Origin of the sequence: Marinilabilia rubra (assembly GCF_003121985.1) — a bacterium.
Classification (GTDB): domain Bacteria; phylum Bacteroidota; class Bacteroidia; order Bacteroidales; family Marinilabiliaceae; genus Marinilabilia; species Marinilabilia rubra.
This window is the reverse complement of record NZ_QEWP01000001.1, coordinates 327240-343675: the sequence shown is the minus strand read 5'-3', so window position 1 is coordinate 343675 and position 16436 is coordinate 327240. Positions and strand designations below refer to the sequence as shown.

The window sequence follows — 16436 nt, the reverse complement described above, 5'->3', positions numbered from 1 at the left end:
TTCTTCTGAATTCATGAGAACACCGGCACTCATTATTATCATTCTAACACTCTCGCTTTCTTCGGCATTTGGACAGAAAGCGATGACGCTTAGTCAATACATGCACAATCGTTTTGCGATAAATAGTGCTTTTGCCGGATCACGTGAAGCGCTCAGCCTTTTTGGCTCATTCAGGAAGCAATGGGCGGGACTCCCCGAGTCGCCTCAGGCACAATACTTCACCGGACATACTCCTTTAAAGAATCCCAACATGGCAATGGGACTTCAAATTTTTAATGAAACCTTTGCCATAAAAAATAATTTTGGGGCATCACTTTCCTATACCTACCGGGTACGCATTATTCCTTATACATGGATGGCTTTCAGTGCATCGGGAGGATTTGCCAGCTATGCCATCAACTGGAACAATGTCACTCTTGAAGATGCCAGTGATCAGGTTTTTGGAGGGAATGAATCTTCTATTGGTCCTCAGGCCGGATTTGGATGGAGCATTTACAACGACCGCTTTTTTGGTGGTTTTTCTATTCCCGAATTCTTCTCCCACAATTTCGAGGAACTTGATGGAACCAATTTCGATCCCCAAAAAATGGATTACCTGGTTACCGGAGGTTATATGCTTGATTTTTCATCTACCCTCAGTTTTCAACCATCCTTTATGGCAAAAATAAATCAGGAAACAGGTAGCTGGGCCGATTTATCGGGAACAATGATATACAATAATCTAATCTGGGGTGGAGTTACTTACCGCACCCGGGAGGAAATAATCTTTCATACCGGCTGGCAATTGTTACCCCAACTAAGAATGGCCTATTCATATGATTATTCCCTTGGCGACATCGGTCAATTCAATCAGGGGAGCCATGAGATTTCCATCCAATATGACTTTGGATATAAAGTAAAAACCCCAAGTCCGAAATTCTTTTAAAATCTGACTAAAATGAGCTGGGAAAAACCAACAATCATATATTTAGCATTGGTACTGACGTTAAGTCTGCATGTCAGAGCCCAGAAGATTGAGGTAACCAAACTCAGTATCAATTCACCTTCAAGCAGCGAAGTTGCACCAGTAGTTAAGGATTCCACGCTTTATTTTATCTCCAATAGAAGAACCAGTCTGCTGGTTACCTATATGGACCAAAATGAAGAACTCTTATACAGAGTTTTCAGAGCTCCATTGAAACCGGACACTACGCTTGGAAAAGTTACACGTTTTTCACCGCCATCACAACCCAAACTCAATGCCGGTCCACTCACTTTTTCAGAGAATGGGGCAGAAATGATTGCCACTCATAACCAAAGACGAAATTTTCTCGGCAAAAAAGACCGCCAAACAACCAATCCCTTGGGCTTGTTTTTGGCTAAAAAATCGAATGGTGGCTGGCACCGCTATCAAGAACTTCAGTTAAATGAAACCCAAAACCAGAATACCTCTTTTGGGCATCCGTCACTGTCACAGGACGGACGTACTTTATACTTTGTTTCAGACATGGAGGGAGGCCAGGGTCAAACGGATATATATATTTCGAAAAAAACGGGAGAAAGCTGGAGCACTCCCAAAAACCTTGGTCCCTTTATAAATACCGATGGTAAAGAGCTCTTCCCTTATGTTCATCCTTCCGGAAAACTTTATTTTACCTCTGACGGGATTGATCCCACAGGAGGATTTAACATCTACTACATTGACTTGCAAAATGTGAAAGCGGGAGCAGTAGCAATGCCTTCCCCTATCAACTCTGTTTCGGATGATTTTTCATGTTTTGTAAGCAGGGATGAAAGCTGGGGATATTTTGCCTCCAATCGCTCGGGGCAGGATGATATTTATAAATTTTCATTGCCACGCATTAATTGCACAGATCCAACCGAAATAGTGACCGATAACTATTGTTTTACTTTCTTTGAAAACGGCCCGTTCAAGTCGGACACTTTACCGTATATCTACCGGTGGAATTTTGGAGATGACCAAACTGCAAGAGGTTTAGAAGTTGACCACTGTTTTTCCGGACCTGGAGATTATGATATATCTCTCAATGTTGTAGATACCCTGCTCAATGAAGAATTATTTTCGGTTGCATCCTATAACCTCAAACTGGAAAGAACACAACAAATTTGGTTCGAAAGCCCGGATACGATACAAGCTAATAAGCCAATAAACCTCAGTGCAAGTCTTCAAGGTTATCCGGATTCTACCACGGCATACGAATTTTACTGGGAGTTTGGAGACGGAGAAACAAGAATTGGCAAAAATATTGCATATATTTATCAAAACCCGGGAGAATACCGAATAACCTGCTCTGCAGTTTTAAATGACAACCGGGAAGTTTGTTTTTACCGAAAAATTATTGTGACGGATCCCCAAGAATGAGAGCTATGAGAACAACTGCATTTTGCCTATTCCTTTTTTCCAGTTTGATTTTTATTCATCACCAAACAAATGCCCAGCCTGTGCCGGCAGTGGATGAAAACATCCCACACCTGGTAACCTTTGGCGGAGACGGAGAAACTGCCTGGGGCGATGACGACTTTTGTCAAATCATTTTTTTCTCAATACCTGAGAACTATGAACTACCTGTTTTCATAAGGGTTTTCGACCCCGAAACCGGAGAAGATATTGACGAGCAAAAAGGTGAATGGGATACAGTAATGAGATATTCGGTTTACGGTGGAGAAGGCGCCTGCTCTGAAGAAGATGCCCGCCGATCAAATCTGGAAGGAAATTATCTCAGTGGCAATCTACTTGCATCAAAAGTATTTACCCAAAATCCCCGTTACAACGAAAGCTGGTATACTTTTGGCCCCTTCAATCCCTCCGAAGGAGAATTTCTCCCCGAATATGGCGGATATATCTTCAAGCTTGTCATAGAAGGTGAGGAAGGTGACGACGGAAATCTTTACAATCTATTCCTCAGCACCGAGGGCAAAGAAAACCGCCCGGTTGAAGGCGCATTCGCTTTTTACTTTAAGTATAAGTTCCGTCTTCATAACGATGTTAATGAAGTTTCTCATATTTATCCCTACATGACTTCGGATGTTGTTGCCATCAAACAAAGTAATTTTGACTGGGACAATGATGGATTTATTCGAATAATTTCTCCTGCCAAAAATGGTGAATTACTAGCCTCCTCAGGGGATGACAAGTGGGTTCGAAGCCGACACAAAATTTCAAAAGATGAACACAACAGTTCACTGGATGTACAAATGATCAAGAAAAAGTCGAAACTTGTAAAAGATAACAACGTAGTTATATTTTTGGAAAACCAGTACGGGGAATTAATGCCGTTTTACAGTATTCCCATTGGAGGTATTCCTGAATACAAATACAGTATAGGAATAAAACCCAAACAATAAAGATATGCCGTATCAAGCCGGGTGGTTTATTAGATTCATTTCAGTTGCGATATTTTTTCTGACATTCACATTCCTGTCGGAGGCCCAGTCATTTAAGTTCAAGACTTACGACTCCAATATTGGTCTTCCACAAAACTTTGTCTATACACTGGAGCAGGACAAGGATGGATATTTATGGATGGGTACCGGTGAAGGGCTGGTAAGATACAACGGCTTGGAATTTGAGAATTTTAACCACACCGACTCACTGGCCGGAGATTTTATATCGGCCATGCACAAAACAATCAATGGAGACCTTTGGGTGGGCCATAATAATGGGGATCTGACTATTTTCAGAGACGATCAGTTTATCCCTGTGCGTATTTCCGAAACTAAAAGTCCGATAAACCAAATCAGCTCAATTAATAACAAAAAGATTTGGGCAATCAGCCAAAATACAGGACTAATTCAGATAAACAAAGAAACTTCAGAATATAAACTCCTTTCGCATCCTAAGCTCAAACGAAAACTGTTTTATTCCTTAGCAGTCACTCAGGATTTTATTTTAACAGGAACTTCTGAGGGATTGTTCCAGATCTCAACGCAAGAATCAGATTCAATTGTAAGTGTTGAGAGAGTATCCCAAATCCCCATGACCAACATCACCTGTGTTGTTCCAAGGAAGGGTATAAGTGGTGATTTTTGGATTGGCACCGAAGACAATGGTTTTTTCCTTTATTCCAAGGGGAGAAACAGGAGCCAACATATAGTGGACAACAACTTGTGTCTGCGATTTGATTTGCAATGGGAAAACATTAAAGATATTGAAGAAGAACCCAATGGCAATTTATTGCTCGCAACATGGGGAAACGGGGTGATAAAGCTTTTTTTTAATGCCGAAACGCAACGGTACACCGACTCTTTCAACTTCACCACCGAAAATGGTCTAAACAACAACTACATCAGGGACATTCTTTGTGACCGTGAATCAAATTACTGGTTCGCCTCATACGGAGGAGGCACCTCTGTTTTAGCGAATGAATACAATATTTTTTACAATTTATCCAATATAGGCTTTGAGAACGATAAAGTGTTGTCAACCCTACGTCACGACAGCACTCTCTGGATTGGTCTCGAAAACGGTCTTATCAAGGCAGACCCGCACTGCTTTTCAGCCTTCGAATATTACGACACAGAATTGGGTATTCCGCGAGATGAGATTACAGGATTTTACCGCAAAAAAGACGGAACAATATATGCCGCCAGTGGTAATAAAGGTTTGTATTACCGGCGCCCGAATGAATTCCGATTCTCAAAATTATGGTATACCAATGAAGTCCCCGGCCTTAAAATACGGGACATTGCCGGCCACGGCAACATGATTTACCTGGCAACATATGGGGGATTCTTTACAATTAACACAGAAACGAATGCAGTAAATCAACTTACAACAGCAAAGGGACTGCCGCATAATAACATCAACTTTGTTTTTCTGGACAAAGAAGATAACGTCTGGATTGGCCCCAAAAACAGCGGAATTTGTAAAATCAAAGACCAAAGTATTGAGATTCATAAAATATCAGATGCCCCGGTTGATGTTTACGACATGATTCAGGCCGGAGATTCACAGACTTGGTTGGCAACACTCGGAAGAGGCGTTTTAAAATACCAGGATGATTCTATATCAAGATTTAATGTTAATGATGGATTAGCAAAAAACTTCTGTTACAGCATCGAATACGACAACCATGGGAGAATATGGGTTGCTCATCACCCGGGACTTAGTATGATAGATTCGCAAACAGGGGAAATTGAAGTTTTTGGCCATGAAGAAGAATTGGGAAGCGATTTTTATCAAATCAAAAAAGATGACAACCACACCCTTTGGTTTTCATCAGCACAGGGTATTGTGCATTATTTCCCCAAAAAACACAAAAAAAATGAAGTCGCTCCTTCCTTAAATTTCACTGATATAATTATCTCCGGGGAGCAGTATAAATCCTCCGATAAAATTGAACTCCCATATCCTTATAGAAACAACTACAAGTTTCGTTTCGACTTCATCGGGATCTCTTTCAAAGCCCCGGAGGAAGTAAGTTATCAATATCAGCTGCAAAAGGCCGGCGATGACTCTCCCCATAAATGGATTGACCTTGGAACAACCAGATTCAGAGAATATGATTTCCTTCCCAGCGGAGATTACACCCTCAAGGTAAGGGCTTTCAATTCTGATGGCGTAGCCTCTGATCCCATTTCTGTTTCATTTAGTATAGCCACCCCCTTTTGGAAAAAAGCCTGGTTTTACCTTGTTCTGGCCGCATTGCTGATTTATGGTGTTTACTTGATAATCTACTTTAGAGAACGCAATCTAAAACGCCAGAAAGAGATGCTTCAGCGTGAAGTGGATCTCCAAACAGTCCAGTTAAGAGAACAAAAAGCTGAAATTGAGCGGAAGAACCGTGATATCACCGACAGCATCAATTATGCAAAAACTATCCAATCATCAATACTTCCACCGTTAAATATTCTGACGTCGTATTATCCGGATTCTTTTGTGTTTTTTGCCCCTCGGGATATCGTAAGCGGTGACTTTTATTGGTTCTACAAAACCAGGGAACACTTTATTATCACTTGTGCTGACTGTACAGGACATGGCGTCCCCGGTGCATTCATGTCAATGATTGGAAGCACACTTTTAAATGATATTGTAAAAAGAAAAGATGTCAATTCTCCTGCAGATTTGCTTGAACGGCTAGATCTGGAAATAAAAGTATTGTTGCAAAACAGCAAAAACAAAGACAATACAAAAGATGGGATGGACATCTCTGTTATTGAAATTGAAGATGAAACTTCCAAGGTGAGAGTCGCTTCAGCCAAGCGCCCTGTCTATCTCTATCTCAATGGTGAACAAACCATTTTTAAAGGCAATAGACGAAGCATCGGGGATTCTCTGGTTGATGACGACACGCCTTTTGTAAACATTGAATACCAATGCAAACGAGGAGATCAGATTTATCTTTTTTCAGATGGTTTTACCGACCAGTTTGGCGGCCCAAGAGAAAAGAAGTTCATGAAAGTAGGGGTGAAAAACATGCTAAATGAAATACGCACCCTTCCAATGAACAAGCAATACGAAGCTGTTAAAGATCGCTTTTATCAGTGGAAAGGTGATTTGGAACAGATTGATGATGTAATATTCATGGGCATCAGGATATAGATCAATCTATCCAGCCCAAAATGGTCTGTTTGCCTTTTACTTTTTGCCCCGGCTTAACATCAATGCGACTGCCTGCCGGGAGATAGATATCTACCCTGGAACCAAATTTGATAAATCCCATTTGGCGACCTTGTTGCCCTTTTTCTCCTTCCTCTGCATAACATACTATTCTGCGCGCAAGTGCTCCGGCAATCTGACGAACAACAATTTTTTTGCCATTGGCAGCCTCCATAGCAATAGTGGTCCTCTCATTATCAATTGAGGCCTTGGGCAGATAAGCAGCCTGAAAGCGCCCGTTATGATGTCTGAAATAACGGACAATGCCATTTATTGGAAACCAATTTATGTGCACGTTAAAAACAGACATAAAAATAGAAACCTGAATACATTTGTCTTTTAAGAATTCAGTTTCATCAGTTTCTTCAACGACCACAATTTTTCCATCAGCCGGGGCAATGACCGCCTTTTCCTGACGGTAACCCTCCCGCCTGGGACTGCGGAAAAAGGCGAGAAAAAAGAAAAACAATACAATTGAACTCATTACAGTCCATTCCAACACTGCAGAGGGCTCATCCATAAGAAAATAAATTCCCGTATTGGCGCCAGCCAGTATCAGAAAAACGATAGACAATGTTGCAAAACCTTCTTTATGAATTGTCATGACGATTTTTAAGATTGAAAATTAAAGCATGCAAAGTTAACAAAACAAAAGATAACAACTTACAGCAGGAGCTGAGAAAAATACAGCATCAAATCTATCAAGAATTCCTCCATGTCCGGGGAGCATACTTCCGGAGTCCTTGATATTGACACTTCTTTTTAGCATAGATTCTATTAAATCGCCATAAGTTCCCAGAACAGAAACAATGGCGCCTATTACAATCCAGTCAACCAAACTCAATGCATCAATCACATAGAAGTTAAAGGCTGCTATTCCAAATGCAAATACTAATCCGCCAATGGCGCCTTCCCAGCTTTTAGCTGGTGAAACACTGGGGAAAAGTTTTTTACGTCCAATTAAAGAACCTACCAGATAAGCACCGGAGTCATTACCCCATATCATCAAAAAAAACCCTAATAACAACTTATAGCTATAATCGCCGCTCCAAAAAGCTAAGTGATGCAAGAAAGCAAAGGGCAATGCCACATAAAGGGGTACTATTAATGTGGTGGCGATATTTAAAAGAGAGTTCTTGTTTTTAAAGTACAATTCGGAAACAAACACTCCTCCAACCAGAGGAACAATTATAATCAACCAACGAGATTGTATATGCGCATAAAAAATCAGGAAAGAACTAAAGTAAACAAAAAGCCCGATTGCAAAAGCCCAGAACACGCGAACTTTGGTTTCCAATCCTTCAATCATTCTGATAAACTCATACATACCAAGCATCACAACACTTGCAAAAATGGTCATATATGCAAGGGGATGCCACCAAAGGCCTACAATAATTGCAGTTACAACTAAAAATCCGGTAATGGTTCTTTGCCAAAAATTATTCATACCTAAAATCTATCTAAAACATTGGGCCAATGAAAATAGCATTACTCTCCCTATCGGCGGATGGCAACTCATACGACAGCTCTAAAACTTCAATGTTCAATGCTCGCTGCATCTGCGATAAATGATATTTCCTGTTTAAACGAAACAATAAAAACAGAAAAAGTTAAAGAATACAATACAAATCTAACATATCTTTAAAATTAAAAAAATCAACTTCCCAAATCTAACAAAACAATCAATTTTTCAGGCCCATGTGCCCCCATTACCAAAGTCTTTTCGATATCTGCGGTTCGGCTGGGGCCTGAAATTAAGGAAATTTGAGACGGGAAATCAGAATATCGCTCCTCAATCATTGTGAAACCTTCCTCAATGGTTTCAACCAACTGACTTTTTTTTGCGACAATTATTTGAACAGGGGGGAACACATTCATCTTTCGCCCTGATCCGCTCCTACTGCTTACCATTACACCTCCTGTAAGAGCGATTAAAGCTTCACAACAGGAAATGCCTATCTCAAATTCATCAATACCTTTATCAGGGCTCAATACAAGAATACCCCTTTCTGTAAGTTTTTGTCGATAAAGATTCTCTGCTGAAACGACGGATTCCCTTTCTCTTTCCTGAATAAGTTCAAAAAGCCTTTCAATTAAAGCATTCTGATCTTTTTCAAGAAACACCTCCCCTCCAAGTCCGGCAAGCTCTTGTTGAAAAGAAGAAACGAGATTTTCTGATTGTGGAAACAAACGACCTTCCGGCACAGTATCAGGCCATTTTTCAGACCAATAGTTCCTCGGGTTTGCTCTCAGTTTGGACAGAATTCTTGACCGGCTGCGATTTTGAGAATCACGATTCATTCAGATCAATTTCTCATTAACAAAAATTCCCCGCGGCATTTCCATCTAGACGAAATTACCGGGGGAAATATATAGCTCTTTAAACATACCTTAAAACAATAATCCTGGATATAAAGAGATTATTTATTTTCTTAAGATTTCTCATCTCCGTCATCAGATGATTTGTTTTTGGAGGAAGAGGCATCGGATGAACTATCAGGTTTCTCAGAATCCTGATTTTTATTATCACCATTTCCATTTGGGTTGGCAGAAATAACATGTTCAGGGCCCTTCCTTTTTCCAAAAATCTTTTCAAGATCTTCACTAAAAATCACCTCTTTTTCAAGCAATCGTTCTGCCAGATCAGCATGTTTCTCTTTGTTTTCATTAAGAATCTGCTTAGCCCTGGCATATTGAGCCTCTACAATTGCTGAGGCTTCGCGATCAATTACCTCTGCTGTTTTTTCACTGTAAGGTTTCTGGAAGGAATACTCATTCTGTCCGGTAGAATCAAAGTAACTCAAATTTCCGAGTTTAGAACTCATTCCGAAATAACTAACCATGGCGTAAGCCTGACGTGTCACCTTTTCGAGATCATTCAATGCACCGGTGGAAATCTTATTAAATATCAATTCCTCAGCAGCCCGACCTCCCAGTGCAGAACACATTTCATCCAGGATCTGCTCTGATGTGGTGAGTTGACGCTCTTCCGGCAAATACCAGGCTGCACCTAATGCTTTACCACGAGGAACAATTGTTACTTTGACCAGTGGATGAGCATGCTCCAACAGCCAGCTAATTACGGCGTGACCTGCTTCATGATAAGCAATAGTCCTTTTTTCATCTTTACTGATAATTTTATTCTTCTTCTCCAAACCACCCACAATACGGTCCACTGCATCGAGAAAATCATCCTTCTCAACCAGCTTTTTATCGCGTCTGGCAGCAATAAGAGCGGCCTCATTACATACGTTGGCAATGTCGGCCCCCGAAAATCCGGGTGTTTGTTTGGCCATAAAATCCGGATCCACATCATCTTTTAAACGCAGGGGACGCAAGTGCACCTTAAAGATTTCTTTACGTTCTTTCATGTCAGGCAATTCAACCGAAATCTGGCGATCAAAACGACCTGCTCTCATCAAAGCTCTGTCCAGAACATCCGCACGATTCGTAGCAGCCAAAATGATAACACCACTGTTCGAACCAAAGCCATCCATTTCTGTCAGCAACTGGTTGAGAGTGTTTTCACGCTCATCATTACTGCTGAAGCCGGCATTTTTACCACGTGCACGGCCAATGGCATCAATCTCATCTATAAAAACAATACATGGTGCCTTTTCCTTAGCCTTTTTAAACAAATCGCGTACTCTGGAAGCACCAACACCCACAAACATTTCCACAAAATCAGACCCTGACATGCTGAAGAAAGGCACATTGGCTTCTCCAGCAACAGCTTTTGCCAATAAAGTTTTACCGGTACCGGGAGGGCCTATCAAAAGAGCTCCTTTGGGGATTTTACCTCCAAGCTCCGTAAATTTCTCAGGCTTTTTGAGGAACTCAACAATCTCTTCCACCTCCTGTTTGGCCTCTGAAAGCCCGGCAACATCTTCAAAATTAACGTTGATATCAGCCTCTTTATCAAAAACCTTAGCCTTGGATTTACCAACATTAAAAATATTTCCGGCACCTCCGCCGCCGGCCTGAGAGCTCATTCTGCGAAAAATGAAAACCCAAATCACTATCAGAAGAAGTAAAGGCCATATCATTCCAAGAAAATCACGAAAGAAATTCACCCTTTCTTCATATTCCACAGGGATGCGAATATTATTTTCATCTTCAGCTTCCTTGCGGGCTTCCTCAAAACGGTCGATTGTAGGAATCTTAACCGAAAAATGTGGCCCAACGTTGGAAGGGGTATAATCTCCTTTGAAAAGATCCCGGTACTGATCCAGTTCTTCGGGTTTCAAAGTAATTTCAGCCAACCCTTCATTTGTAACTACCACCACTCTTTCAATGTCACCTCCGGGTAATAATTCATCCTCAAAAATACTATAAGAAAGCTTTTGAGGTCCCTGTCCCAGATTGAAAGTACTAACAATGATTAAGGCAATTAAAATAAGACCATAAATCCAATAAGCATTAAATTTAGGCATTTTAGGTCCCTGGGGTTTTTGATCTCCGTTTTCAGAGTCCTCAGAATTGTTCTTAGATGGCTGTTTCGGACCTGACGGCTTTTTGTTTAGTTCCTTTGGATCGTTACTCCAACCATTTTGCTTTTTTTGTTCGTTTTCTGTCATATAATTGCTAAGAAATAAATCCGTTAAAAAAGATTTTCGATATCAGTCCGTCCGGCATCTGCCCATAATTCTTCAAGGTTGTAATAGTTGCGTACCTGTTTTTGAAAAACATGCACAACAACATTCATATAATCCAGAAGAATCCATTCGGCATTTTGTTTTCCTTCTACATGAAATGGTTTTTCTCCGGCATCTCTTCTCACTACCTCTTCAACCGAATCAGACAATGCATCAACATGCACATTACTGTCTCCGTCACAAATAACAAAATATTCGGCTATCATATTCTCAATCTTGCGAAGATCAAGAATGGTAATATTGGCTCCCTTTTTCTCCTGGATACCTTCAACAATGGTATTTACCAATTCTTTAGATGCTACTAATTCAGGATTATTCTCCCCCATTCAATAATAATTTTCAATTCAACCCAATTCCCTTTAATACTCAATTATGTTACGGGAATCTCATAGAAAAAACAATGCCACAATGAAATTTGAGCTCAAAGATAATACTTTAATAGGACATATATGCCTATTTTTGTTTCATCTGCCATCCACAAAATGACATTATGTCGTGGCAGGCATTAATCCCATAAATCAAGCATATGGAAATTACCCCTGAGATAATTCAACCCGATAAAACGGAATCAACCAGCACGTTCCTGAAAGAGTTATTGAAACAGCGTTTCCTGCCTGAATGTTCGGTAGTAATCACCAACAATCAGACGGCAGGTCGCGGACAACCGGGGAATAAATGGGAAAGTGCCCCCAACAAAAATCTTACCTTCAGCATGGTTTTTTATCCTGACCAGATTCATGCATCACATCAATTCATTATTTCTCAAACAGTTTCAGTTGCCATTGCAAAAGCAATTGAAAAATACATCTCCCCAATTTCTATTAAATGGCCCAATGACATCTATCTTGGAAATAAAAAAATGGGAGGTATTTTAATAGAGAATTCCCTAAGTGGTTCCACAATCGATCAATCTATAATTGGCATAGGCCTTAATATAAATCAGGAACAGTTTTCTGAATACCTTCCAAATCCAACATCTGTCAAACTTAATTCCGGAAAAGAATTACCACTATCCCGCGTCTTCAGGGAGATTTTAGAAGCAATAATAGAACATTATGATCTGATGCTTTCGGAAAATTCCATGAATATTACCCGGGATTATTTTTCCCATTTGTATAGAAAAAATGAAATGGGTCGTTATCGAGATACAAAGGGCGAATTTAAAGCAGAAATAAAAGACATCGATAAAGCCGGCTATCTGTTTCTTAAACGGGAAAACGGGGAAATATCCAGATATGCCTTTAAGGAAGTTGAATTCATCCTTTAATAATGGTGATCTGCAATAGCATCCGCCAGCAATCCTAAGAATTTTTTCAAAGGTTTCTGAGCCACCATCTTAATCATTGGATTAAGCTCGGCATCAAGCGTAAGTTTCAATTTAGTATCCTCATCTTCAACCTCCTTCAACTGAATCCACAGGAAGAAATTAAATGGCACTTTCCCGTCGGCTGTAAACTTAATGGTTTTGGGTTCTTCCCTGTCAATAATCTTTAACCCTACAGGACCAATTCCCTCAACCTCGAAACGGCAGCTATCACCCTGACTTTCCCAGTTTTTCACCTTATCTGATGGCAACAGCGACTCAAAATTATCAAAATCAGAAAGCATTCCATAAATCCGTGAGGCCGGATAAGGAATGCTTTTTACAGAGCTTTCAAAACGTGTCATAAAAAATTATTTCTTCCAGTTAGCCGGATCTTCACGCCAATTGGACAACTCACTAAGATCATCCGACGACACATATCCGCCTTCAGCAGCTACTTTGATGAGGGTTTGATAGTCACTTAAAGTTTCGTTCTCAACACCTGCATTGGTAAAATTATCTTCAGCCACTTTAAACCCATAGGTAAAAATGGCCAGCATTCCTAACACGTCAGCACCATTGTTGCGAAGGGCCTCTACAGCTTTAAGACTGCTGCCTCCGGTAGAGATAAGATCTTCTACCACCACTACTTTTTGGCCGGGTTTCAAATCTCCTTCAATGAGGTTCTCCAATCCGTGCCCTTTGGGACTTGAACGTACATAAACAAACGGTTTGCCCAAGACATCAGCGACCATTGCCCCCTGAGCGATGGCGCCGGTAGCAACACCTGCGACAACATCTACCTCAGGCCATCGTTCCATCAAACGGCGGGCAAACTGGATTTTAATAAAATTTCTAACTTCCGGATAAGAAAGTGTTTTCCGGTTATCACAATATATGGGCGAAGTCCACCCAGAAGCCCATGTAAAGGGGTTTGCAGGTTGCAGTTTTATTGCTTTTATTTGCAATAGCTGCAGGGCTATTATTTCCTCTAATTTTTTCATAGTGCAAATGTACAAGATATTTTTTAAAGATAGAATTGTCTTTCTTACTGATAAAATAGACAATGATTTGAGCCGGGATTTTGGAGCCATTCATAAACTGGGAAGTGACGGCGAGCTGAAGCAGTTTGTGAATCATTTTGAATCAAATGAAGACAGGAAAGAAGCTTTTATTTATCACCACAACCAACATGAATTATTAAAGCGTTTTAGGGGTTTATTCAAAAACCTTCCAGCTGCAGGAGGCCTAATATGGAACCAGGACAAAAGCCATTTCTTAAGCATGGAACGCCTGGGTAAAGCGGATCTTCCGAAGGGCAAAATTGAGATCAATGAAACTTTCGAAGAAGCGGCATTAAGAGAAGTCTCTGAAGAATGCGGCATTGAGCATCCGGAAATAACCCGGCCGTTAGGGTCCACATTTCATACTTATGAACTGGATGGGGAAAAAATTCTTAAGGAGGTTAGATGGTTCGAGATGATCTATCACGGAAGTTCAACCCCAACCCCCCAGCTTGAAGAGAACATTACTCACATTCGTTGGACCCCTAAAAGCGAAGGAAAAGAATTTATAAAACACACCTATCCGTCAGTAATAGAAATCCTTAAGAAAGCTGACATAATTTAAATTGATTTTTTCAAAGTAAAACATAATGACGAAACCATAAACCCCAAAAAAAGGACAATGACCGAACACGAAAAAAAATTCCTGAAATGGAAAGAAGATACCCGGCGAACCGCTCTCGAAAACGAGGTAGAGCGTTTAAAGGAAGAAAACCAAAAGAAGAGCGAATCTTTTAAGAAGTTAAAAATTTCCTTTATTACTGCCGGCATCCTAATAATAGCCTCGTATGCCATTATTTTCTTCTTTTTGGGCAACAAAGAAATGGAAGGTAAGCAGACGAGCCCTGCATCTGAAGCCAGACAAACAAAAAATACTACGGTTTCACGCAAAGAGAAAACTTCTTCACCTCAGACTTCAACCGGCCAAATCAAAATTATTGCCCCCGTAAGGGATACCATTTTATTAAAAATCCCTTCTGATGGAATTCTGTTCAGTGTTCAAATAGGAGCTTACCTGGGAAAAGACCTCAATGAATTTAATAAAAACATGCTCTCTCTCCACCAACACAGTTCTTCGGGAATTAATCAGTTTACCCTTGGCATCTTTCCGGAATACGAGCAGGCAAAGAGATTTCGAAAAGAGGTTTTGACTTTGGGATTGAAAGATGCCTACATAATAGCTATTAAAAATGGGAAAAGACTAAATGTTGAAGAAGCTCTAAATCAAAAGCAATAGACCTCTTCAAAACCAGCCCGGTGGTGCTATTACATTCGGTCTGTCAACTTTTGAACCACTTCATATTTATCAAAAAACTCTCTGGCAATTACCCTTACAATAGTATATACGGGAATAGCCAGAAACATACCTAAAATTCCTGAGAGATAACCAGCACTCAGTATTACAATAAAAATCTCCAGTGGATGGGCTTTTACGCTGTTTGAAAAAATCAAAGGTTGGAAAACCATATTATCCACCAACTGTGCTGTGACATAGATGACCAGCATTCCTCCCAAAAACGAAAGAAAAGCCAAATCAAGCGGCAACTGCAAATAAACCAGGGTTCCGACACTCATTCCAAAAAAAGCTCCTATTAAAGGACCCAAATATGGCACAATATTCATCAATCCACTAAAGATTCCAATAATTACAGCGTGATTAAACCCAATGCCCAGCATTGAAAAGCCTGATGTTACAATGGTTCCCATCAGAGAGGTCTGAATCAAAATCCCAAGAAAATACCTTCTCAGAAGATATTTAATAGACAATAACGCATGTTTTATTCCTTCCTCGTGTTTATGCGGCACAAACAACAAGATCAACCCGATAAGCAACCCCTCTTCCTTCAGGAAAAAGAAAGTAATGAAGGAAATGGAAAAGGCCGAAATAAAAACACTTCCAAAAAAACCTGCAATTGAAGTAAAGAATTGACGAACTGCTTCAAGGTCCATAAAAGTCAGCAATGCACTTTTCAATTGCTCTTCTATACTAACCATGACTGACCGACCAAATGCAGAACCGCGCAGCGGATTTAACGCTTCCGATAATAATTTGCCGATTTTCTCCAGTGCCTGGGGAATATCAATTGTAGAAAAGAATTGAACCTCTGATGCGATAAGAGGAACGGTAAACCTAAAAAACAAAACAATAAAAATCCAAAGCGATAATACCGTCAGCAATGCGGCAATACTTTTTCCCAGGTACCATTTTCCAATCTTCAACCTTCGGTAAAGATCAAATATTGGACGGGTAACCAAAGACAAAATTGCAGCAACGCAAACAAACAAAACTATAGACCGGAAATACCATAAAAGAAAAAAACCTCCGATAATGGCGGCTGTCAGGAACATGTATTTAAGAAACATCCTCATACAAGCAAATTAAGCAATTGAAAACAGTAGCTGGACAGAAAGCTTTTGAAGTTCTGCATTCAACTTCTAAGAATCAAAAAAAGCCTTCAATCAAATATACAAATTAAATGTGGTTGAAATATCTTAACCAAATTATTCTTAAATAATCCCTGGCCCAATAGATCATTTTTGAAGAAGCATATTCATCTGAAACCTTTTTCAGAAGCTCAAACCATATAAGGCTGACACTACTAAAAAGAAGGAATAGTGAAACCCCTAATCCGGATGCAGTTTGATAAAATCATTGGATCAACCTGACTTTCACTCTCATTTATTCAATAAAGACCTTACAAAAAAGGCTACCCCATCAAATATATCGCATAATAAAGCGCCAAAAAATTTGTTTTTTAACTAAAACTTATCATATTAGTCGCTTTTATTGAAACTCATTTATTCAACCCCAAATC

The 16436-nt window shown here is 40.1% G+C and carries 15 protein-coding genes; 7 read left to right on the top strand and 8 right to left on the bottom strand.

Annotation, left to right across the window (positions count from 1 at the left end; translation table 11 throughout):
* Positions 1-13 precede the first annotated feature (13 nt).
* Genes DDZ16_RS01400 through DDZ16_RS01385 form a run of 4 tightly spaced genes read left to right on the top strand, consistent with a single transcriptional unit; the run spans position 14 to position 6541 of the window.
* Positions 14-925 (top strand): PorP/SprF family type IX secretion system membrane protein, encoded by a 912-nt coding sequence (locus tag DDZ16_RS01400; protein WP_109262626.1) that lies wholly within the window; start codon positions 14-16, stop codon positions 923-925.
* Positions 926-937: 12 nt separating this feature from the next.
* The gene (locus tag DDZ16_RS01395; RefSeq protein WP_109262625.1) at positions 938-2362 is read left to right on the top strand and encodes a PKD domain-containing protein; all 1425 of its coding nucleotides are present in this window, start codon (positions 938-940) and stop codon (positions 2360-2362) included.
* 5 nt (positions 2363-2367) lie between these two features.
* The gene (locus DDZ16_RS01390) at positions 2368-3345 is read left to right on the top strand and encodes a hypothetical protein (protein WP_232526520.1); all 978 of its coding nucleotides are present in this window, start codon (positions 2368-2370) and stop codon (positions 3343-3345) included.
* Positions 3346-3349: 4 nt separating this feature from the next.
* Positions 3350-6541, top strand: coding sequence for a two-component regulator propeller domain-containing protein (locus DDZ16_RS01385; protein WP_109262623.1), 3192 nt, complete (start codon positions 3350-3352; stop codon positions 6539-6541).
* 1 nt (position 6542) lies between these two features.
* On the opposite strand, the gene DDZ16_RS01380 is transcribed toward DDZ16_RS01385, so the two are convergent.
* From DDZ16_RS01380 to rsfS, 5 genes are all read right to left on the bottom strand, one after another.
* On the bottom strand, positions 6543-7202 hold the full coding sequence (locus DDZ16_RS01380) for a phosphatidylserine decarboxylase family protein (protein WP_109262622.1): 660 nt from the start codon (positions 7200-7202) through the stop codon (positions 6543-6545).
* 36 nt (positions 7203-7238) lie between these two features.
* On the bottom strand, positions 7239-8045 hold the full coding sequence (locus DDZ16_RS01375; RefSeq protein ID WP_109262621.1) for a phosphatidate cytidylyltransferase: 807 nt from the start codon (positions 8043-8045) through the stop codon (positions 7239-7241).
* Between the two features lie 209 nt (positions 8046-8254).
* The gene (locus tag DDZ16_RS01370; protein WP_109262620.1) at positions 8255-8899 is read right to left on the bottom strand and encodes a LutC/YkgG family protein; all 645 of its coding nucleotides are present in this window, start codon (positions 8897-8899) and stop codon (positions 8255-8257) included.
* Positions 8900-9030: 131 nt separating this feature from the next.
* Positions 9031-11175 carry an ATP-dependent zinc metalloprotease FtsH gene (gene ftsH / locus DDZ16_RS01365; RefSeq protein WP_109262619.1) on the bottom strand — a complete coding sequence of 715 codons (2145 nt, stop codon included), beginning with the start codon at positions 11173-11175 and terminating at the stop codon, positions 9031-9033.
* 23 nt (positions 11176-11198) lie between these two features.
* Positions 11199-11579, bottom strand: a complete 381-nt coding sequence (gene rsfS, locus DDZ16_RS01360; RefSeq protein ID WP_109262618.1) for a ribosome silencing factor — start codon at positions 11577-11579, stop codon at positions 11199-11201.
* Positions 11580-11779: 200 nt separating this feature from the next.
* Here rsfS and DDZ16_RS01355 point away from each other — a divergent pair, with 200 nt between their 5' ends.
* Positions 11780-12520, top strand: coding sequence for a biotin--[acetyl-CoA-carboxylase] ligase (locus DDZ16_RS01355; protein ID WP_109262617.1), 741 nt, complete (start codon positions 11780-11782; stop codon positions 12518-12520).
* Here DDZ16_RS01355 and DDZ16_RS01350 read toward each other — a convergent pair.
* Positions 12517-12921: an SRPBCC family protein gene (locus tag DDZ16_RS01350; RefSeq protein WP_109262616.1), complete on the bottom strand. Its 405-nt coding sequence runs from the start codon at positions 12919-12921 to the stop codon at positions 12517-12519. The genes DDZ16_RS01355 and DDZ16_RS01350 overlap by 4 nt on opposite strands.
* A gap of 6 nt (positions 12922-12927) precedes the next feature.
* A complete protein-coding gene (gene pyrE / locus DDZ16_RS01345) occupies positions 12928-13560 on the bottom strand; it encodes an orotate phosphoribosyltransferase (protein WP_109262615.1) in 633 nt (210 codons plus the stop codon).
* Positions 13561-13567: 7 nt separating this feature from the next.
* Between pyrE and DDZ16_RS01340 the strand changes: the two genes are divergently transcribed.
* Both DDZ16_RS01340 and DDZ16_RS01335 read left to right on the top strand, forming a co-directional pair.
* Positions 13568-14185 (top strand): NUDIX hydrolase, encoded by a 618-nt coding sequence (locus DDZ16_RS01340; RefSeq protein WP_109262614.1) that lies wholly within the window; start codon positions 13568-13570, stop codon positions 14183-14185.
* Positions 14186-14242: 57 nt separating this feature from the next.
* Complete coding sequence (locus DDZ16_RS01335; protein WP_109262613.1) at positions 14243-14857, top strand: hypothetical protein; 615 nt, start codon at positions 14243-14245, stop codon at positions 14855-14857.
* A 29-nt stretch (positions 14858-14886) separates the two neighbouring features.
* Here DDZ16_RS01335 and DDZ16_RS01330 read toward each other — a convergent pair whose 3' ends face one another.
* Positions 14887-15990: an AI-2E family transporter gene (locus DDZ16_RS01330; protein WP_109262612.1), complete on the bottom strand. Its 1104-nt coding sequence runs from the start codon at positions 15988-15990 to the stop codon at positions 14887-14889.
* Positions 15991-16436: the final 446 nt, after the last annotated feature.

What these genes read in the sequence shown, in the direction of transcription:
- DDZ16_RS01400 (WP_109262626.1), top strand. Translation starts at nt 14, where the DNA reads ATGAGAACACCGGCACTCATTATTATCATTCTAACACTCTCGCTTTCT.
- DDZ16_RS01395 (WP_109262625.1), top strand. Translation starts at nt 938, where the DNA reads ATGAGCTGGGAAAAACCAACAATCATATATTTAGCATTGGTACTGACG.
- DDZ16_RS01390 (WP_232526520.1), top strand. Translation starts at nt 2,368, where the DNA reads ATGAGAACAACTGCATTTTGCCTATTCCTTTTTTCCAGTTTGATTTTT.
- DDZ16_RS01385 (WP_109262623.1), top strand. Translation starts at nt 3,350, where the DNA reads ATGCCGTATCAAGCCGGGTGGTTTATTAGATTCATTTCAGTTGCGATA.
- DDZ16_RS01380 (WP_109262622.1), bottom strand. Translation starts at nt 7,202, where the DNA reads ATGACAATTCATAAAGAAGGTTTTGCAACATTGTCTATCGTTTTTCTG.
- DDZ16_RS01375 (WP_109262621.1), bottom strand. Translation starts at nt 8,045, where the DNA reads ATGAATAATTTTTGGCAAAGAACCATTACCGGATTTTTAGTTGTAACT.
- DDZ16_RS01370 (WP_109262620.1), bottom strand. Translation starts at nt 8,899, where the DNA reads ATGAATCGTGATTCTCAAAATCGCAGCCGGTCAAGAATTCTGTCCAAA.
- ftsH (WP_109262619.1), bottom strand. Translation starts at nt 11,175, where the DNA reads ATGACAGAAAACGAACAAAAAAAGCAAAATGGTTGGAGTAACGATCCA.
- rsfS (WP_109262618.1), bottom strand. Translation starts at nt 11,579, where the DNA reads ATGGGGGAGAATAATCCTGAATTAGTAGCATCTAAAGAATTGGTAAAT.
- DDZ16_RS01355 (WP_109262617.1), top strand. Translation starts at nt 11,780, where the DNA reads ATGGAAATTACCCCTGAGATAATTCAACCCGATAAAACGGAATCAACC.
- DDZ16_RS01350 (WP_109262616.1), bottom strand. Translation starts at nt 12,921, where the DNA reads ATGACACGTTTTGAAAGCTCTGTAAAAAGCATTCCTTATCCGGCCTCA.
- pyrE (WP_109262615.1), bottom strand. Translation starts at nt 13,560, where the DNA reads ATGAAAAAATTAGAGGAAATAATAGCCCTGCAGCTATTGCAAATAAAA.
- DDZ16_RS01340 (WP_109262614.1), top strand. Translation starts at nt 13,568, where the DNA reads ATGTACAAGATATTTTTTAAAGATAGAATTGTCTTTCTTACTGATAAA.
- DDZ16_RS01335 (WP_109262613.1), top strand. Translation starts at nt 14,243, where the DNA reads ATGACCGAACACGAAAAAAAATTCCTGAAATGGAAAGAAGATACCCGG.
- DDZ16_RS01330 (WP_109262612.1), bottom strand. Translation starts at nt 15,990, where the DNA reads ATGAGGATGTTTCTTAAATACATGTTCCTGACAGCCGCCATTATCGGA.